The following is an 18,128-nucleotide window of genomic DNA, read 5'->3' on the forward strand; positions in this document are numbered from 1 at the left end:
GTGGGCAAGGTCGGAGATGTTCCACCGATCGACAGCCTCATCGCCGAGGAGCCCGATATGACCGCGATCCTGAACCGACCCCGATCCGACGCCACCGCCGCAGCGGCTGGGGCCGCAGCTGCGGAAGATTCCCTGCTGCGGTTCGCCCTGCGCGCCGATGCCACCGTGTGTGCCGGAGTCGGCCTGCTGGTGGCCATGGCCGCCGATCAACTGGCCCGCGTCGCGGGGCTTTCCGCCACCGCCGGGTGGCTGGCCGGCGCGTTCCTGGTCGGCTATGGCGCCCTGCTGTACGTACTGGCCGCGGTGTCGCGGGTCCGCCGCGTGGGCGTCGCCGTCCTCGCCGGCAACGTGGCCTTCACGATCACCACGGTCGCCGCGATCGTGACCGACTGGTTGCCGTTGACCCCGACCGGCGACGAGTTGGTGCTCGGATTCGTCGGCGCCAACCTGGTGTTGGCCTGGCTGCAATACCGCGGAGTGCGCCGGCTGGCGTGACTCCTTCCCGAGCCGGTGCGGGGTGCCCGCCGGAAGAGGTTACGGCGAGCATCCCCGCACCGTGCTCCAGCGCTCGAAAAGTCGATGCACCACAGGAAATCACCACGAAAGAAGGAGAATCATGTCCGCCATCACCGCCACCGGATCCGCAGGCACCAGGAACTCAACCGATTCGCTGCTGCGCCTGGCCATGCGGCTCGACGCAGTCCTCGTCGGCATCAGCGGGATCGCGCTGTTGGCCGCCGCCGGGTGGTTCGCCGACCTGACCGGCCTGCCGCGATCCGTCGAATACGGCGTCGGCGTCTTCTCGGTCCTCTACGGCATCGCGGTGTTCGCCCTTGCCGGCATAGAGCGGGTGCGTCCCGCAGGCATCGGCACGGTGATCGCCAACGCGGCCTGCACCGTGATCGCACTGGCCGCCGTGTTCACCATGTCGCTGACCACAGCGGGCGTCGTGTTCGTCATCGGCACCGGTATCTACACGCTGGCGATGGCCGAACTGCAGTACGTCGGGGTGCGGAGGATTCCTGCCTGATCGACACCGTTCGAGTGGCCGGTTACTGCCCGCGGATTGCCGAAATCCGTGAGATAACCGGCCATTCGGCGCGAGCGGGCTACAGCTTGCGCAGGCGCAGCCGGTTGATCGAATGGTCGGAATCCTTGCGCAGGACCAGGGTGGCCCGCGGCCGCGTCGGCAGGATGTTCTCGATCAGATTGGGCCGGTTGATCGAATGCCAGATGTCGCGCGCGGCAAACACGGCCTGCTCATCGGTCAGGGTCGAATAGTGGTGGAAGTGCGAGGCCGGATCGGCGAACGCCGTCGAGCGCATCGTCAGGAACCGGGAGATGTACCACTGCTCGATGTCCTCGATACGCGCGTCGACGTACACCGAGAAGTCGAACAGGTCCGACACCATCAGTGCCGGGCCGGTCTGCAAAACGTTGAGCCCTTCCAGGATCAGGATGTCGGGATGGCGCACCACCTGCATCTCACCCGGCACGATGTCGTAGAGCAGGTGTGAATACACCGGTGCACACACCTCGTCGGCCCCGGATTTCACCGCGGTGACGAACCGCATCAAGCCGCGCCGATCGTAACTCTCCGGGAAACCCTTGCGGTGCATGAGGTTCCGGCGGTTGAGCTCCTTGTTCGGGTAGAGAAATCCGTCGGTGGTCACCAGGTCGACCCGAGGATGGTGACCCCAGCGGGCCAGCAGGGCCTGCAGCACACGGGCGGTGGTCGATTTTCCGACCGCCACGCTGCCCGCCACACCGATGACGAACGGCACCGGCCGGTCCGGATTCTGCTGCGGCTCACCGAGGAACTCCGCCGTCGCGGCGAACAACCGCTGCCGGGCGGCCACCTGCAGGTGGATCAACCGGGCCAGGGGCAGATAGACCTCTTCGACTTCGAGGATGTCGAGCTTCTCGCCCATACCCCGTAGGCGCAGGAGCTCGTCCTCGGTGAGTTTCAGCGGTGTCGACATGCGCAGTGCACGCCATTGACTTCGGTCGAACTCCACATAGGGGCTCGGCTCGCTCGGCCGCGGCATTCGGCCAGTCTTGCATCTACGGTTGTGGGCATGGCTAACGGGATCGAGAAAACGACGGGCTCCGGAACCGGCACGGTGACGGATTCGGCCACTCTGATTCGCGAGTATCTGCTTCTCGGCCTGCGCTTCGACCGCGTCGAGGACGGTTATGTCGACTCCTTCACCGGTGACCCCCAGCTGCGCCGTGCGGTGGAGAACGAGCCTGCGCCCGACCCGGCCGATCTGGCCCGGCAGGCCGACCGGTTACTCACCCTGATCCCCGACGACCTCGAACACGACCGCGCCGAATACATCGCCGCGCACCTGCGTGCGCTCAACTGCGCGGGCCGGAAGTTCGCCGGCGAGCAGGTCGGTTTCGTCGACGAGGTGCAGGCCTACTTCGACGTGCGGATCGCCAAGGGCGATCCGGAGCGCTACCGCCAGGCCCACGCCAAGCTGGACGACGCACTCGGCGGCACCGGTCCACTGGCCGAACGGATTCAGGCGCACCGCAGCGGAGACGAGATCCCGCCGGCCCGCCTCGAGGAGTGCATCCACGCGTTCTCCTCGGCGCTGCGCGACAAGGTGCGGGCCGTGTACCCGTTGCCGGAGACCGAGACCATCACCTATGAGGTGGTCACCGACAAGCCGTGGTCGGGGTTCAACTACTACCTGGGCGATTACCAGTCCACGGTCGCGGTCAACGCCGACCTCAAACAACAGATGGCCAACCTGCCGCGGCTGGTGGCCCACGAGTCCTACCCGGGCCACCACACCGAGCACTGCCGCAAAGAGGCCGGGCTGGTGGCCCGCGACGGCGAACTGGAACAGACGATCTTCCTCGTCAACACCCCGCAATGCCTGATGGCCGAGGGCTTGGCCGACCTGGCGTTGCATGCCATCGTCGGGCCCGGATGGGGGACGTGGGCGGCCGATATCTACGCCGACCTCGGCCTGCGGTTCGACGGGGAGCGCGCCGAGGCCATCTCGGACGCGGTCGCCGGGCTGGCCGACGTGCGTCAGGACGCCGCGCTGATGCTGCACGACGAGCATCGCGACGTCGACGAGGTGGCCGAGTTCCTCAAGCGATGGCTGCTGATCGACGACACCCGGGCGCGCCAGACGCTGCGGTTCCTGTCCTCGCCGTTGTGGCGGGCCTACACCAGCACCTACATCGAGGGCTACCGGTTGCTGCGGGCCTGGTTGGACGACCGGCCCGACGGTGTGTCGCTGACCCAGCGTTTCGGCCGGCTGCTCGATGAGCCGCTGATCCCGTCGACATTGCGGGGCTGAGCCCCGTCGGCCTCGTTTCGACGCCTGGGCTGTGCATCGTGAGCGGCGACGACCGTGGTGTCGGAAACGACGAACGCACGGGAGTGCCAGTCAGCTGCTCAACACACATGAGCCGGGAGAATCGCCCGTGAGCCCTCGACTAGGCTAAAACCCATGGCAGCAGACTCGTCATCCACCTTGCCCGCGGCTTCCGGCGCCGAGTACGCCGACACCTCAAGCGCCGCCTATCAGGCCGCACTGCAGGTCATCGAATCCGTCGAGCCCCGGGTCGCGGCAGCCACCCGCAAAGAGCTTGCCGATCAACGCGATTCGCTCAAGCTGATCGCGAGCGAGAATTACGCCTCGCCGGCCGTGCTGCTCACCATGGGCACCTGGTTCTCCGACAAGTACGCCGAGGGCACCGTCGGGCACCGCTTCTACGCGGGCTGCCAGAACGTCGACACCGTCGAGGCCCTTGCCGCCGAGCACGCCCGCGAACTGTTCGGCGCCCCCTACGCCTACGTTCAGCCCCACTCCGGCATCGACGCCAATCTCGTTGCCTACTGGGCCATCCTGGCCACCAAGGTCGAGGCCCCCGGCCTGGCCGAGCTGGGCGCCAAGCACGTCAACGACCTGTCCGAGGCGGACTGGGAGACCCTGCGCAGCAAGCTGGGCAACCAGCGCCTCCTCGGGATGTCGCTGGATGCCGGCGGGCACCTCACCCACGGCTTCCGGCCCAACATCTCCGGCAAGATGTTCCACCAGCACAGCTACGGGACCAATCCCGAGACGGGTTTCCTCGACTACGACGCCGTGGCTGCCGCGGCCCGTGAGTTCAAGCCGCTGGTGCTGGTCGCGGGCTACTCGGCCTATCCGCGGCGGGTGAACTTCGCGAAGATGCGCGAGATCGCCGACGAGGTCGGCGCCACCCTCATGGTCGACATGGCGCACTTCGCCGGCCTGGTGGCAGGCAAGGTGTTCACCGGTGACGAGAACCCGGTGCCGCACGCCCACGTCACCACGACCACCACCCACAAGTCGCTGCGCGGTCCGCGCGGCGGCATGGTGCTGGCCACCGAGGAGTTCGCGCCTGCCGTCGACAAGGGCTGCCCGATGGTGCTGGGCGGGCCGCTGAGCCACGTCATGGCGGCCAAGGCCGTCGCCCTGGCCGAAGCACGTCAGCCGGCCTTCCAGACCTACGCCCAGCAGGTCGCGGACAACGCCCAGGCGCTGGCCGACGGCTTCGTCAAGCGTGACGCGGGTCTGGTCACCGGCGGTACCGACAACCACATCGTGCTGCTGGACGTGCGCTCGTTCGGGCTGACCGGGCGGCAGGCCGAGTCCGCACTGCTGGACGCCGGCGTCGTCACCAACCGCAACGCGGTCCCGGCCGACCCCAACGGCGCCTGGTACACGAGCGGCATCCGGCTGGGCACCCCGGCGCTGACGAGCCGCGGATTCGGCGCCGACGACTTCGACCGCGTCGCCGAGCTGATCGTCGAGGTGCTGTCCAACACGCAGCCCGAAGGTGCGTCCAAGGCGAAATACAAGCTGGCCGACGGCACCGCCGACCGCGTGCACGCGGCCTCGGCCGAGTTGCTCGACGCCAACCCGCTGTACCCCGGCCTGACCCTCTGACCATCCCTCTGAGTCGGGCCGCGACACACAGCGGCCCGACTTTCAAGAACATGTGAACCCGGGTTACAGTTACCTCATGGCACAGAAACCTGTCGCTAACGCGCTGACCCTTGAACTCGAGCCGGTTGTCGAAGCAGAGCTGCGTCGCCACCTGGACACCGAGGATCTCTGGTACGCACACGATTACGTGCCGTTCGACCAGGGTGAGAACTTCGCCTTCCTCGGTGGTCAGGATTGGGATCCGTCGCAGGTGACGTTGCCCAAGAACGTCACCGACGCCTCGGAGATCCTGCTGATCACCAAGGACAATCTGTCCGGCTACCACCGCGAGCTCGTCGAGCACTTCATCCTCGACGAGAAGTGGGGCCGCTTCCTGGGCCGCTGGACGGCCGAGGAACACCTGCACGCCGTCGCCCTGCGCAACTACCTCGTCGTCACCCGCGAGATCGACCCGACGGCCAACGAGGACGTCCGCGTCGAGCACGTGATGAAGGGCTACCGCGCCGACCGCTACAGCCAGATCGAGACGCTGGTGTTCATGGCGTACTTCGAGCGCGCCCACGCCGTGTTCAGCCGCAACCTGCGCGCGCAGGTCACCGAGCCGGTCCTGGGTGCACTGATCGACCGCATCGCCCGCGACGAGGAACGTCACGAACTGTTCTTCGCCAACCTGGTGACGCACGTGCTGGGCACCCACCGCGACGAGACCGTGGCGGCCATCGCCGCCCGCGCCCGCGAACTCGACCTGATCGGCGCAGACATCGACGCCTACCAGGACAAGGTCGCGCTGGTGGCCGAGGCCGGCATCTTCGACAAGCCCGCCTTGGCCCAGGTCATCTCCGACCGGATCACCGCATGGGGCCTGGCTGATGAACCCGCGCTCCAGGAGTTCATCAACACGTAACGCGGCGGGCGTCAATCACGCGGCGCGCCAGCCAGCAACCCCGCCGAGGCGGGAGTAGCGTCGAATCCGATGGCTAGCGACATGCTCTGCTGTCCGGACGGTACCGATCGGTTTGATCTCGAGAGGACCGGCTCCGGTCCTGGTGCCGCAGTGTCCACCGAGAAACTCGTGTGGGGCCGCGCGGGTTCTAGGAGCGCCACGTGACTGAAACTCCTGTCCGTACCTATGTGCTCGACACGTCCGTGTTGCTGTCCGATCCATGGGCATGCAACCGGTTCGCCGAGCATGAAGTGGTGGTCCCGCTGGTCGTGATCAGCGAGCTGGAAGCCAAACGGCACCACCACGAGCTGGGCTGGTTCGCCCGGCAGGCGCTGCGGATGTTCGATGATCTGCGTCTTGAGCATGGACGGCTGGATCAGCCGATTCCTGTTGGCGCAGAAGGCGGTACGTTGCAGGTCGAGTTGAATCACATCGACCAGTCGGTGTTGCCCACGGGCTTTCGCACCGAGACCAACGACACCCGGATCCTCGCATGCGCAGCCAATCTCGCTGCGGAGGGTAAACAAGTCACGCTGGTGAGCAAGGACATCCCGCTCCGCGTCAAGGCCGGCGCGGTCGGCCTGGCCGCCGACGAGTACCACGCGCAGGATGTCGTGGTGTCGGGCTGGACCGGTATGACCGAGTTCGATGTGGCGGCGGAAGAGATCGACGCCCTGTTCGCCGACGGTGAGATCGATCTCACCGAGGCCCGGGATCTGCCCTGCCACACCGGAATTCGGTTACTCAGTGGGAGTTCGTCGGCGCTCGGTCGGGTCAATGCCGAGAAGCGGGTGCAGCTGGTACGCGGTGATCGCGAAGTGTTCGGCCTCCGGGGAAGGTCAGCCGAACAACGCGTCGCCCTCGATCTGCTGCTCGACGAATCGGTCGGCATCGTGTCGCTCGGCGGAAAGGCCGGCACCGGCAAATCCGCGCTGGCGTTGTGCGCGGGCCTCGAAGCCGTGCTGGAACGTCGCACCCAACGCAAGGTGGTGGTGTTCCGTCCGCTGTACGCGGTCGGTGGACAGGATCTCGGCTATCTGCCGGGCAGCGAGAGCGAGAAGATGGGTCCGTGGGCCCAGGCCGTCTTCGACACCCTCGAAGGGTTGGCCAGTTCTGCGGTCCTCGATGAGGTGCTGTCCCGCGGAATGCTGGAAGTGCTTCCGCTGACCCACATTCGGGGCCGGTCCCTGCACGACTCGTTCGTGATCGTCGACGAAGCGCAGTCACTGGAACGCAACGTGCTGCTGACGGTGCTGTCGCGGCTCGGCGCGGGTTCGCGGGTGGTGCTCACCCACGATGTGGCCCAGCGTGACAACCTTCGGGTGGGTCGTCACGACGGCGTCGCGGCGGTGATCGAGAAGCTCAAGGGTCACCCCTTGTTCGCCCACATCACGCTGCAGCGCAGCGAACGCTCGCCGATCGCCGCACTGGTCACCGAAATGCTGGAGGAGTTCAGTCCCGGCGCCCTGCCCTGATTCCCTGAGTGATTTGGGTGCGTTCGGTAACGCCAGGAGTTACCGAACGCACCCAAATCGCAGGCCGGTAGGCTGCCGGAGTGGCGAGGCTACCCAAAAGTCAGGCGTGGCGGTGGACTGTCGTCGGCGTGACCGCCGCCGTGGTGGTTCTGGTGGTGGGGGTGCTCACCGGGCACATCCGCCGGGACGATCCCGATCACGTGGACTGTGCGACCGAGAAGTGCATCGCACTCACCTTCGACGACGGCCCCGGCCCGTACACCGACCGGCTCTTGCAGATCCTCAAGGACAACGACGCCAAGGCCACCTTCTTCGAGATCGGCAACAAGGTCGCCGCCAATCCCGAGGGCGCCAAGCGGGTGGTCGAGGCCGGGATGGAACTGGGCAGCCACACCTGGGAACACCCCAACATGACCACCATCCCGCCCGAGGAGATCCCCGCGCAGTTCAGCAAGGCCAGCGATGCCATCGAGGCCGCGACGGGCCAACGGCCGAAGCTGGTTCGCACGGCAGGCGGGCTGGTCAACGACCAGGTGCTGGCAGAGGCGCGCAAGCAGGGTCTGGCCGACATCAACTGGGACGTGATCCCGTTCGACTGGGCCAACGACGCCAACACGGCGGCTACCCGCTACATGCTGATGACCCAGATCAGGCCCAATAACGTGGTGCTGTTCCACGACACCTACTCGTCGACCGTGGACCTGGTGTACCAGTTCATCCCGGTGCTCAAGGCCAACGGCTACCACCTGGTGACGGTCAGCCACATGCTCGGTGAGCGCGAACCGGGCACCAGTTACGGCAGCCGGGAGAACGGCCCGCCAGTGCCACCGGCCGAGGCGCTCAAGGACATCCCGCCGGAGGAGATTCCGTCGCTGCCCGCGACACCCTCACCCGCGCCGATGCCGAACTTCCCCATCACCGACATCCCCGGAGCGAACTCCGGCGGCCCCAACAACGGGGCATGAGACGCGTGTGAGACGCACATCGCGCCGGTTTGAGGACCAAAGACCCTAACCGGCGGGCTCGGTCGCGACGAGGCTTGAAGCATGCCTCACACGATGTTCGATACAGCGACCCTCACCCGTGCGGTGCAGTTGGCATCGCGGGCACCTTCACTGCACAACACCCAACCGTGGCGGCTGGTGGTCCAAGGTGATTGCCTGCAGCTGCATCTCGATCCCAATCGGGTGGTGACGGCGACCGACCGGTCGTCGCGTGAAGCGATCATCAGCTGCGGTGTGCTGCTGGACCACCTGCGGGTCGCCATGGCCGCGGCCGGCTGGGCCACTGCCGTCGATCGCTTCCCCAACCCGAACGACCTCGATCATCTGGCGACGCTTCAGTTTTCGCCGATGGACTTCGTCACGGATGCGCACTGCCGGAGGGCCGATGCGATCCTGGCCCGGCGCACCGACCGCCTGCCGATGACGGGGTACGTGGACTGGGATTCCTTCGAAACGTTGTTGCGGGCGCGGATGCCCGACAGCCCCGTACATCTGGACGTGGTGGCCGAGGACATGCGCGACGTCGTGGCAGAGGCTGCGGAGCTGACCGAGTCGCTGCGTCTCTACGATTCCGCCTACCACGCCGAACTGGCTTGGTGGACAACACCGTTCGCGACCGAAGATGGCATCCCGCAGAGCTCCCTGGTGTCGGCCGCCGAAAGTGAGCGGGTGGCGGTGGCGCGCACATTCCCGGTCACCGCACACACCGATCGGCGTCCCACCGTCCGCGACGATTCGGCCACCCTGGTCGTACTCTCCACCGACGGGTACAGCCGCGCAGACGCCTTCGATGCGGGCGAGGCCCTCTCGGCGCTGCTGTTGGAGTGCACGCTCTCGGGTCTGAGCACCTGCCCGGTGAGCCACGTGACCGAGTTGCACGCCAGCCGCGACATCATCGCAAGCCTGATCGACCGCGACGCCTGCCCGCAACTGCTGGTACGGATCGGCATCGCCCCGACGATCACCGACGCACCGCCGCCCACGCCGCGCCGGCCCGTCGACGCCATCCTGACCTTCGAATCCTGAGACCCCGGAATAGGAGATGACCGTGACCGACACCCTGATCGACCCTGCCGCCGCCACCATCACCGCGACCGCCGCCGTCGTGGTCGAGGCCGATGGCCGCACCACGAGCAATGACGCGCTGCACACCGCGATCGAGGAGGCCGTTCGGCGCGGCGCGCCGCTGCGGGTGCTGACCACGTGGGGAGCCCGGCACCGCGAGATGTACGACGCGAGTGCCGTCGCCGAGCGCGACCGGCTGTCTCAGGCGCAGCTGGAGCGCCGGCTGGCCCGCGCGCTGAAGCGATCCCCGGATCTCGAGGTGGAGAGCATCGACGGCTATACCGGCGCTGCGGAATACCTGGCGGCACATCCGGCGTCGGCTCAGGTGCTCGTGCTCGGCGCCGACCATCCGGATTCGGCTGCGTTGCGGACGGCGTTGGCGAGCACCGGTTGTGCAGTGCTCACTTGCGATCGGCGCCACCGGTTGTGAGACTCGGGTAATGATCAGAGTTTTTCTGGTCGACGACCATGAGGTGGTTCGCCGCGGGCTGATCGACCTGCTCAGCGCCGACCCTGAGCTGGACGTGATCGGCGAGGCCGACTCGGTGGCACAGGCGCTGGCCCGGGTGCCCGCGCTGGCACCCGACGTCGCGGTGCTCGATGTGCGCCTGCCCGACGGCAACGGCATCGAGCTGTGCCGAGATCTGTTGTCGCGCATGCCCGATCTGCGCTGCCTGATGTTGACCTCGTTCACCTCCGACGAAGCCATGCTGGATGCCATCTTGGCGGGTGCCAGCGGCTACGTGGTCAAGGACATCAAGGGCATGGAACTGGCCCAGGCGATCAAGGACGTCGGCGCGGGGAAGTCGCTGCTGGACAACCGCGCCGCCACCGCACTGATGGCCAAACTGCGCGGCGACGCCGAGCGTTCCGATCCGCTGGCCGGGCTGACCCAACAGGAGCGGGTGCTGCTGGATCTGCTGGGGGAGGGCCTGACCAACCGGCAGATCGCGGCCCGGATGTTCCTCGCCGAGAAGACCGTCAAGAACTACGTGTCGCGGTTACTCGCCAAGCTGGGCATGGAACGCCGCACGCAGGCCGCGGTGTTCGCGTCCACACTGGACCGCCGTAATCATGATTGATGCCAGGGACTTTGGTCCCCGACAAAAGGGCATTTCTCCCATGTCGGCGCGATCTCCTCGGTAGCTAATCTCGCGGCTATGAGTCTTGATGTGATCACCGTCCCGGGAGCCGAATTGTCAACGCGCGGTGAGCCGGTCACGATTCTCTCCGAGACGGAGTGCTGGCGGTTGTTGGGAAGCGTGACGCTCGGCAGGATCGTCACCACCGTGGACAACGAGGCGAACATCTTTCCGGTCAACTTCGCGGTGCAGGACCGCACCGTCCTGTTCCGGACCGCGGAAGGAACGAAACTGATCAGCGCGGCAATCAATCGCCGTGTGTTGTTCGAGGTAGACGATCACAACGCAGCCGAAGGCTGGAGCGTGATCGTGCAAGGGGTCGCGCAGACCCTGCGCACGGACGAGGAGATCGAAGGAGCCGAGCGGGCGCAGCTACTGCCGTGGACGGCGATGGCGAAACCGCATTGGGTGCGGGTGACCTCGCTCCGCGTCACCGGCCGCCGATTCCGGTTCGGCCCCGAGCCGGCCGCCGGGTGAGGTATCGGGCGAGCTTTGTGCGAAGTCGCTGATGATGCCAGCATGGGACGTGTGAGCGGGCCGGATGCGCAACCTGACGACGAGCCCCACATCTCGCCGTTGAAGGGGGCGCTCGCGCAGCTGCGGTTACGCGAATTGCTCACCGAGGTCCAGGATCGGGTCGAGGAGATCATCACCGGCCGTGACCGGATCGACGGCCTCGTCGAGGCCATGCTCGCTGTCACCTCGGGACTGGATCTCGAGGTCACGCTGAGCACCATCGTGCGGACGGCGATCGAGCTGGTCGACGCCCGTTACGGCGCGCTGGGTGTGCGTGGCGACGACCATGAACTGACCGAGTTCGTCTATCAGGGCATCGACGACGAAACCCGGGCGCTGATCGGACATCTGCCCGAGGGCCGGGGTGTGCTCGGCGTGCTGATCGATGACCCGAAACCGATCCGGCTCGGCGACATCCACCGGCATCCCGCCTCGGTCGGGTTCCCGCCGAATCACCCGCCGATGCGGACGTTTCTCGGTGTTCCGGTGCGCATCCGCGACGAGGTGTTCGGCAACCTCTACCTGACCGAAAAGATCAACGGGCAGCCGTTCAGCGAGGACGACGAGGTGCTGGTCGAAGCGCTGGCCGCGGCCGCGGGAGTCGCGGTGGAGAACGCCCGGCTGTACCAACTCTCGCGCGACCGGCAGGCCTGGATCACGGCCACGCGCGACATCGGCACCGCGCTGCTGGGCGGTACCGACCCGGCCACGGTGTTCCGGATGGTCGCCGACGAGGCGCTCAAGCTGACCGGTGCCGATCGCATCGTGGTGGCGGTACCCGACAGCGAGGCACCCGCCGGTGAGGCTGACGCCCTGGTGGTCGCCGCCACTGCGGGCAGCGCGACCACGGTTGACTCGATTCCGTTGGGCCGGGCAGCCGACGATGCGGTGGGTGCGGCCTTCCGCGACGGCACTCCGCACCGGCTGGACCGCCTCGAGCTGGACGGCTCAGGTGGTCCGGCGCTGGTGCTGCCGCTGCGCACAGTCGACACCGTCGCCGGTGTACTGGTGGCCGTGCGGGCCGACGGCGCGCGCATCTTCACCTCAGAACAGCTCGACATGGCCGCCGCGTTCGCGGACCAAGCTGCCGTGGCCTGGCAGTTGGCCAGCTCACAACGCACGGTGCGTGAGCTGGAGATCCTCGCCGATCGCGACCGGATCGCCCGTGACCTGCACGATCATGTGATCCAGCGGCTGTTCGCCGTGGGTCTGTCACTGCAGGGCACGATCCCGCGGGCGCAATCCCCGGAGGTTCGGCAGCGGCTCGGCGGGACCGTGGATGACCTGCAGGCGGTCATCCAGGAGATCCGGACCGCGATCTTCGATCTGCATGGGGCGCAGGCCGGTACGACGCGACTGCGACAGCGGCTCGATGAGGTGATCGCCCAGTTCGCCGACGCGCCGGTACACATCGGGACGCGATTCGTCGGCCCGCTCTCGGTGGTCGAGGCGACCCTGGCCGATCACGCCGAGGCGGTGTTGCGCGAGGCGATCAGCAATGCGGTACGCCATTCGGGGGCAAGTGAACTCACTGTCGTCGTAGAGGTTGCCGACGACCTGTCGATCGAGGTGTCCGACAACGGCTGCGGCATCGCGGCCGAGATCACCGAGAGCGGGCTGGGGAATCTGCGGGCGCGCGCGTTGAGTGCGGGCGGCGCGTTCACCGTGACCGACCGGCCCGGTGGCGGGACCGTGTTGCGTTGGGCCGCACCGCTTCCCGAGTAGCGTTTGCCTGGCGAGCAGACAGAAAACTGCCCATCTTCCGAAGAAAATGGGCAGTTTTCTGTCTGCTCGCGCAGAGAAGGTGAGGGCTAGTCGCCCGGCTTGACCTTCGCCATGGCGAGCACGTCGAGGCGCTTGTCCAGCTCGGCCTCGCTCAGCTTGTCGCCGATCAGGCCGCGGTCGATCACGGTCTGGCGGATGGTCTTCTTCTCCTTGAGTGCCTGCTTGGCGACCTTCGCGGCCTCCTCGTAGCCGATCGCGGAGTTCAGCGGCGTCACGATCGACGGCGACGACTCGGCAAGGGTGCGCAGGTGCTCCTCGTTGGCCACCAGGCCGTCGATGCACTTCTCGGCGAACAACCGGGACACATTGCTCAGCAGGGTGAACGACTCCAGCACGTTGCGGGCCATCATCGGGATGTAGACGTTGAGCTCGAACGCACCCGACAGGCCGCCGACGGTGACGGCGGCGTCGTTGCCGATGACCTGTGCGGCCACCTGGGTAACCGCCTCGGGCAGAACGGGGTTGACCTTGCCCGGCATGATCGAGCTGCCCGGCTGCAGGTCCGGCAGCTGGATCTCGCCCAGGCCGGTCAGCGGGCCCGAGCCCATCCAGCGCACATCGTTGGCGATCTTGGTCAGCGAGGCGGCGATGGTCTTCAGCGCACCCGACGCCTCGACCAGCCCGTCGCGGGCCGCCTGAGCCTCGAATGAGTCTGCGGCGGTGCGCAATTCGGCAAGTCCGGTCTGGTTGACCAGAACCTCGACCACCTTGGCTCCGAAGCCGTCGGGAGCGTTGAGTCCGGTGCCCACCGCGGTACCGCCGATGGCGAGCTCACCGAGCCGGGGCAGCGTGGCCTTGACTCGTTCGATGCCGGCCTCGATCTGGCGGGCGTAGCCGCCGAACTCCTGGCCCAGCGTCACCGGCACCGCGTCCATCAGATGGGTGCGGCCGGACTTCACCACGGTCTTCCACTGCTTGGCCTTGGCGGCCAGCGAGGCGTGCAACACCTCGAGCGCCGGAATCAGGTGGCGCACAGCGGCTTCGGTGGCCGCGATGTGGGTGGCCGTCGGGAACGTGTCATTGGAGCTCTGCGACATGTTCACGTCGTCGTTGGGGTGGACGGTCACGCCGTTACGCGCGGCGATCGAGGCGATCACCTCATTGGCGTTCATGTTCGAGCTGGTGCCCGAGCCGGTCTGGAACACATCGATCGGGAACTGGTCATCGTGTAGGCCGTCGGCGATCTCGCCGGCCGCGGCGATGATGGCGTCGGCCTTCTCGCCGGCCAGCAGGCCCAGGTCCTTGTTGACCTGCGCGCAGGCGGCCTTCAGCAGGCCCAACGCGCGGATCTGGGTGCGCTCCAGGCCGCGGAAGGAGATCGGGAAGTTCTCCACGGCCCGCTGGGTCTGCGCCCGCCACAGGGCGTTGACCGGCACCCGGACCTCGCCCATGGTGTCGTGCTCGATGCGGTACTCGACAGCTCCGTCGGTATCGGTGCTCATGTTGCCCTTTCTGGCGGATTACGGGAGCGGGTAGGCGGCGGTCTTGTCGCCGGTGAAGTCGATGGCGGAGTACTCGTTGAGTTTCGTCAGCCGGTGGTAGGCCTCGATCATCCGGACGGTGCCGGACTTGGAGCGCATCACGATGGACTGGGTGGTGCAGCCGCCGGGGTAGTACTGCACGCCCTTGAGCAGGTCACCGTCGGTGACGCCGGTCGCGCAGAAGAAGACGTTCTCACCCGAGACCAGGTCGTCCGTCGACAGCACTTGGTCCAGGTCGTAGCCGGCGTCGATGGCCTTCTGGCGTTCGGCGTCGTCGGTCGGAGCCAGCTGGGCCTGGATCGCGCCGCCCATACAGCGGATCGCGGCCGCGGCGATGATGCCCTCGGGCGTCCCGCCGATGCCGGCCAGGATGTCGGTACCGGAGTTGGGGCGGCAGGCCGAGATCGCGCCGGCGACGTCGCCGTCGGTGATCAGCCGGATGCGGGCCCCGGCGGCGCGGGCGTCCTCGATCAGCTGGGCGTGCCGCGGCCGGTCCAGGATGCACACGGTCAGATCGCTCACCGAGGCTCCACGCACCTTGGCCACCCGCCGGATGTTCTCGCCGATCGGGGCGGTGATGTCGATGGCGTCTGCACACTCGGGGCCGACGGCGATCTTGTTCATGTAGAACACGGCCGACGGGTCGAACATGGCGCCGCGCTCGGCGACCGCGAGCACCGAGATGGCGTTGGGCATACCCTTGCTCATCAGCGTGGTTCCGTCGACGGGGTCGACGGCGAAGTCGCACTCCGGTCCATCGCCGTTGCCGACCTCTTCACCGTTGAAGAGCATCGGTGCTTCGTCTTTCTCGCCCTCGCCGATCACCACGACGCCGCGCATCGAGACCGAGTTGACCAGCTCACGCATGGCGTCGACGGCCGCCCCGTCGCCGCCTTCCTTGTCGCCGCGACCGACCCAGCGGCCTGCGGCCATGGCGCCGGCCTCGGTCACCCGGACGAGTTCGAGGGCAAGGTTGCGATCCGGGGCTTCTCCCCGCGTGGGACTCATGGCCCAGATTGTCCCAGAACCGGCTACGGCTTAGGGAGCTGGGATACTGACGAACATGTCCACTGAGCCGACCTCCCAGCCAACCCCGGTGCCGAAGCCGGAAAAGTCGCGGTTGCTGCAGGACGGCCGGGATATGTTCTGGTCGATGGCGCCGCTGGTGGTGGCGTGCATCGTGCTCGCAGGAATGCTGGGCATGTGCTCCTTTCAGGCGGGTGGCCCCGGTGTGGGTCCGGCTCCCGAATTCGATGCTCCGGCCGCCCTGCAGGCCGACGCCGACACCCTGAAGATCCCGATCCGGATGCCCCGGCTGCCCGAGGGCTGGCAGCCCAACTCCGGCAGTCGTCACGGCATCGACGGCGGTCTGACGCTGCCCGACGGTCAGCACGGCCGCGCGGTGTCCTCACGTATCGGCTACCTGGCGCCCACCGGGAAGTACCTGAGCCTGACCCAGAGCAACGCCGATGAGGCCGCTCTGGTGGCCTCGATCAAGCCGGATTCGTATGCGTCCGGCACTCAGGACGTCGACGGGGTGACCTGGGTGGTCTACGAGAGCAGCGACCCCGAACCGGTGTGGACGACGAAGCTGAGCGGGCCGGCGCAGGTGGCGATCACGGGCGCCGGTGGTACTGATGAGTACCGTACGCTTGCGAGTGCGACGCAGAAGCAGTCGCCGCTGCCGATCAAGAGGCCGTGACGCACTAACGGATGGAGCCCGTGTTGTCGTCGCCAGTTGCAGATCTCACGGGGTGGACAGCCACTCCTTTCACCGCCGCCGATCAGACCTACGACGTGTACCGCAAGGGCGAAGGCCCCGGCGTGGTCCTGATTCCCGAGATTCCCGGTCTGCATCCCGGTGTGCTCGCGCTCGGCAACCATCTGGTCGACAACGGTTTCACCGTCGCGGCCCCGTCGCTGTTCGGCACCCCCGGCGCGGCGGCTGTCCGTCCGGGTGCCATCCCGGTCATGGTGAAAGCCTGCGTGACACGGGAGTTTTCGGCATTCGCGACCAATGCGGATCGGCCCGTCGCGCATTATCTGCGGGCGCTGGCCCGCGACCTCAACGCCATCACACCCGGTAAGGGTGTCGGCGTCATCGGGCAGTGCTTCACGGGTGGTTTCGCGCTCGCGGCCGCGGTGGACGACAGCGTGCTGGCCCCGGTGCTGAGCCAGCCTTCGGTACCGATTGCCCTGACGGCCGCGCAGAAACGCGATCCCGGCATGTCGGAGGCCGAGCTCAAGGTCATCGAACAGCGCGTCGCCAATGACGGCCTGTGCGCGCTGGCACTGCGGTTCAGCCAGGACAAGCTGGCGCCGGGGGAGCGGTTCGCCACTCTCAAGGCCCGCCTCGGCGACGCGTTCGAGGTCATCGAGATCGACTCGAAGAAAGGCAACGCGCACGGCCTCTCGGCATCCGCGCATTCGGTGCTGACCGATCAGGTGCGCGAGGTCGACGGGCATCCGGCCTATGAGGCCCGCAAGCGGGTGGTGGCTTTCCTTACTGAGCGTCTGAGCGCGAATTAGGCGGAGGTGCGGCTGACGGCTCAGCTTCGGCTTCGGACACGGCTCGGGGTGCGGTTTTCTCGCCCCTGAGCCGCTTCTGGATCCAGTCCCACAACCGCCGCCACGGGCGCCGGCCCGGTTCGTCGGGCTCGTCGGTTTCGAGCTCGACGCCCTTGTAGACGGCCAGGTACACGCTGACCGTGGTGACGATGATGATCATCAGCACCGGGCCGATCACCAGACCGAAGAAGCCGAACATCGAGATACCGGCGAACACCGCCAGCAGCATCAGTGCGGGGTCGAGTCGGGCCGCCTTGGGCACGAGCCACGGGCGCAGCAGGTTGTCGATGTTGGTGACCACCAACAGGTGGAACACCACCACGAAGATTCCGCCGATGATGTTGCCGAAGAACATCATTCCGATGCCGAACGGAATCGTCACGATGCCGCCGCCGAGCGGGATCACCGACAGGGCGGTCAACAGGATCGCGAAGACGAAGAACCCGTTGTGGAAGCCGGCGATGTAGATCGAGATGGCCCCGGCCACACCCTGGCAGAACGCGATCACGAACTGGCCCTTGACTGTTCCCTTCACCATGGCGCCGGTCTTGGCCAGGTACAGGTCGGTGATCTCCTCGCCCAACGGGTTCAGCCTGCGGATCAGCGTGGCCATGTCCGCGTTGTTGACCAGCATCGAGATGAACACGTACAGGAAGATGATCGACGAGGTGATGGCGCCGACCATGCCGCCGACCGCGCCCTGCAGGATGCCCAGCAGCCATTCCCCGAGGTGCTGGGAGAGTTTGACCACGGTGTCGCGCAACGAATCTGCGGTGAGATGGATGTCCAGGAAGGGCACCCGCCCGAGCATCGAGTTGATCAGTTGCAGCGCCCGGTCACCGAGCGTGCTGATGTCGGTGTCGGCGATCCACGTGCTGACCGTATTGACGAGTTGGGTGACCTGAACGATGGCCATGAACACGATGAGGGACACCGGGATGATCACCATGAGGATGGCGACCAACAACGTCAGCGTGGCCGACAGGCCGGTGCCGAATCGGCGTTGAAACCGTTGGTAGAGGGGGGTGAACAGGTAGGCGCCGACGGCGGCCATCACGATCAGGACGAAGAAGCTGCGCAGGAAATAGACCCCGAGCAACAGGGCGAGCACGGTGAAAACCGCCAGGGCCCGCTTCTGGGTGAGGGTGAACTCGTCTTTCATCTCCGACCCTTCCCGCCGTTGGGCTGACCCTATCGCCACGCCGGCGCGAC

The 18,128-nt window shown here is 66.9% G+C and carries 18 protein-coding genes; 14 read left to right on the plus strand and 4 right to left on the minus strand.

Annotated elements, in window-relative coordinates; all coding sequences use genetic code 11:
- The first annotated feature begins 57 nt into the window (after window positions 1-57).
- Together H977_RS0111040 and H977_RS0111045 are read left to right on the plus strand one after the other, a co-directional pair.
- A complete protein-coding gene (locus tag H977_RS0111040; protein WP_029107919.1) occupies window positions 58-495 on the plus strand; it encodes a hypothetical protein in 438 nt (145 codons plus the stop codon).
- A gap of 121 nt (window positions 496-616) precedes the next feature.
- Window positions 617-1,030, plus strand: a complete 414-nt coding sequence (locus tag H977_RS0111045; protein WP_029107920.1) for a hypothetical protein — start codon at window positions 617-619, stop codon at window positions 1,028-1,030.
- A gap of 79 nt (window positions 1,031-1,109) precedes the next feature.
- Here the strand turns inward: H977_RS0111045 and coaA are convergent, their stop codons facing one another.
- Window positions 1,110-2,048, minus strand: a complete 939-nt coding sequence (gene coaA / locus H977_RS0111050) for a type I pantothenate kinase (RefSeq protein ID WP_029107921.1) — start codon at window positions 2,046-2,048, stop codon at window positions 1,110-1,112.
- Between the two features lie 30 nt (window positions 2,049-2,078).
- On the opposite strand from coaA, the gene H977_RS0111055 reads away from it, so the two are divergent.
- From H977_RS0111055 to H977_RS0111100, 10 genes are all read left to right on the plus strand, one after another.
- Window positions 2,079-3,320 (plus strand): hypothetical protein, encoded by a 1,242-nt coding sequence (locus H977_RS0111055; protein ID WP_029107922.1) that lies wholly within the window; start codon window positions 2,079-2,081, stop codon window positions 3,318-3,320.
- 153 nt (window positions 3,321-3,473) lie between these two features.
- On the plus strand, window positions 3,474-4,937 hold the full coding sequence (locus H977_RS0111060; RefSeq protein ID WP_029107923.1) for a glycine hydroxymethyltransferase: 1,464 nt from the start codon (window positions 3,474-3,476) through the stop codon (window positions 4,935-4,937).
- Between the two features lie 76 nt (window positions 4,938-5,013).
- A complete protein-coding gene (locus H977_RS0111065; protein WP_029107924.1) occupies window positions 5,014-5,841 on the plus strand; it encodes an acyl-ACP desaturase in 828 nt (275 codons plus the stop codon).
- A 200-nt stretch (window positions 5,842-6,041) separates the two neighbouring features.
- The gene (gene phoH2, locus H977_RS0111070; RefSeq protein WP_029107925.1) at window positions 6,042-7,355 is read left to right on the plus strand and encodes an RNA 5'-3' helicase PhoH2; all 1,314 of its coding nucleotides are present in this window, start codon (window positions 6,042-6,044) and stop codon (window positions 7,353-7,355) included.
- Window positions 7,356-7,435: 80 nt separating this feature from the next.
- The gene (locus H977_RS0111075) at window positions 7,436-8,320 is read left to right on the plus strand and encodes a polysaccharide deacetylase family protein (protein ID WP_029107926.1); all 885 of its coding nucleotides are present in this window, start codon (window positions 7,436-7,438) and stop codon (window positions 8,318-8,320) included.
- A gap of 81 nt (window positions 8,321-8,401) precedes the next feature.
- A complete protein-coding gene (locus tag H977_RS0111080) occupies window positions 8,402-9,385 on the plus strand; it encodes an Acg family FMN-binding oxidoreductase (protein WP_029107927.1) in 984 nt (327 codons plus the stop codon).
- A gap of 22 nt (window positions 9,386-9,407) precedes the next feature.
- Window positions 9,408-9,854, plus strand: a complete 447-nt coding sequence (locus H977_RS32940) for a universal stress protein (RefSeq protein WP_196808211.1) — start codon at window positions 9,408-9,410, stop codon at window positions 9,852-9,854.
- 10 nt (window positions 9,855-9,864) lie between these two features.
- Window positions 9,865-10,506 carry a hypoxia response regulator transcription factor DosR/DevR gene (dosR, locus tag H977_RS0111090; RefSeq protein ID WP_029107928.1) on the plus strand — a complete coding sequence of 214 codons (642 nt, stop codon included), beginning with the start codon at window positions 9,865-9,867 and terminating at the stop codon, window positions 10,504-10,506.
- Between the two features lie 78 nt (window positions 10,507-10,584).
- A complete protein-coding gene (locus tag H977_RS0111095; RefSeq protein ID WP_051288793.1) occupies window positions 10,585-11,043 on the plus strand; it encodes a pyridoxamine 5'-phosphate oxidase family protein in 459 nt (152 codons plus the stop codon).
- A 42-nt stretch (window positions 11,044-11,085) separates the two neighbouring features.
- Window positions 11,086-12,807, plus strand: coding sequence for a sensor histidine kinase (locus H977_RS0111100; RefSeq protein WP_051288794.1), 1,722 nt, complete (start codon window positions 11,086-11,088; stop codon window positions 12,805-12,807).
- An 86-nt stretch (window positions 12,808-12,893) separates the two neighbouring features.
- Here H977_RS0111100 and H977_RS0111105 read toward each other — a convergent pair whose 3' ends face one another.
- A complete protein-coding gene (locus H977_RS0111105; RefSeq protein ID WP_029107931.1) occupies window positions 12,894-14,309 on the minus strand; it encodes a class II fumarate hydratase in 1,416 nt (471 codons plus the stop codon).
- A gap of 18 nt (window positions 14,310-14,327) precedes the next feature.
- On the minus strand, window positions 14,328-15,356 hold the full coding sequence (gene glpX / locus H977_RS0111110) for a class II fructose-bisphosphatase (protein ID WP_029107932.1): 1,029 nt from the start codon (window positions 15,354-15,356) through the stop codon (window positions 14,328-14,330).
- A gap of 55 nt (window positions 15,357-15,411) precedes the next feature.
- Here glpX and H977_RS0111115 point away from each other — a divergent pair, with 55 nt between their 5' ends.
- Together H977_RS0111115 and H977_RS0111120 are read left to right on the plus strand one after the other, a co-directional pair.
- On the plus strand, window positions 15,412-16,050 hold the full coding sequence (locus H977_RS0111115; RefSeq protein ID WP_029107933.1) for a DUF4245 domain-containing protein: 639 nt from the start codon (window positions 15,412-15,414) through the stop codon (window positions 16,048-16,050).
- Window positions 16,051-16,073: 23 nt separating this feature from the next.
- Window positions 16,074-16,877: a dienelactone hydrolase family protein gene (locus H977_RS0111120; RefSeq protein WP_029107934.1), complete on the plus strand. Its 804-nt coding sequence runs from the start codon at window positions 16,074-16,076 to the stop codon at window positions 16,875-16,877.
- Here the strand turns inward: H977_RS0111120 and H977_RS0111125 are convergent.
- Window positions 16,852-18,078, minus strand: coding sequence for an AI-2E family transporter (locus tag H977_RS0111125; protein ID WP_029107935.1), 1,227 nt, complete (start codon window positions 18,076-18,078; stop codon window positions 16,852-16,854). The genes H977_RS0111120 and H977_RS0111125 overlap by 26 nt on opposite strands.
- Window positions 18,079-18,128: the final 50 nt, after the last annotated feature.

It is taken from the genome of Mycobacterium sp. URHD0025, from assembly GCF_000426065.1.
Taxonomy (GTDB): Bacteria; Actinomycetota; Actinomycetes; order Mycobacteriales; family Mycobacteriaceae; genus Mycobacterium.

What these genes read in the sequence shown, in the direction of transcription:
- H977_RS0111100 (WP_051288794.1), top strand. Translation starts at nt 11,086, where the DNA reads ATGGGACGTGTGAGCGGGCCGGATGCGCAACCTGACGACGAGCCCCAC.
- H977_RS0111115 (WP_029107933.1), top strand. Translation starts at nt 15,412, where the DNA reads ATGTCCACTGAGCCGACCTCCCAGCCAACCCCGGTGCCGAAGCCGGAA.
- dosR (WP_029107928.1), top strand. Translation starts at nt 9,865, where the DNA reads ATGATCAGAGTTTTTCTGGTCGACGACCATGAGGTGGTTCGCCGCGGG.
- coaA (WP_029107921.1), bottom strand. Translation starts at nt 2,048, where the DNA reads ATGCCGCGGCCGAGCGAGCCGAGCCCCTATGTGGAGTTCGACCGAAGT.
- H977_RS0111125 (WP_029107935.1), bottom strand. Translation starts at nt 18,078, where the DNA reads ATGAAAGACGAGTTCACCCTCACCCAGAAGCGGGCCCTGGCGGTTTTC.
- H977_RS0111045 (WP_029107920.1), top strand. Translation starts at nt 617, where the DNA reads ATGTCCGCCATCACCGCCACCGGATCCGCAGGCACCAGGAACTCAACC.
- H977_RS0111055 (WP_029107922.1), top strand. Translation starts at nt 2,079, where the DNA reads ATGGCTAACGGGATCGAGAAAACGACGGGCTCCGGAACCGGCACGGTG.
- H977_RS0111080 (WP_029107927.1), top strand. Translation starts at nt 8,402, where the DNA reads ATGCCTCACACGATGTTCGATACAGCGACCCTCACCCGTGCGGTGCAG.
- H977_RS0111060 (WP_029107923.1), top strand. Translation starts at nt 3,474, where the DNA reads ATGGCAGCAGACTCGTCATCCACCTTGCCCGCGGCTTCCGGCGCCGAG.
- H977_RS0111040 (WP_029107919.1), top strand. Translation starts at nt 58, where the DNA reads ATGACCGCGATCCTGAACCGACCCCGATCCGACGCCACCGCCGCAGCG.
- H977_RS0111105 (WP_029107931.1), bottom strand. Translation starts at nt 14,309, where the DNA reads ATGAGCACCGATACCGACGGAGCTGTCGAGTACCGCATCGAGCACGAC.
- glpX (WP_029107932.1), bottom strand. Translation starts at nt 15,356, where the DNA reads ATGAGTCCCACGCGGGGAGAAGCCCCGGATCGCAACCTTGCCCTCGAA.
- H977_RS0111065 (WP_029107924.1), top strand. Translation starts at nt 5,014, where the DNA reads ATGGCACAGAAACCTGTCGCTAACGCGCTGACCCTTGAACTCGAGCCG.
- H977_RS0111095 (WP_051288793.1), top strand. Translation starts at nt 10,585, where the DNA reads ATGAGTCTTGATGTGATCACCGTCCCGGGAGCCGAATTGTCAACGCGC.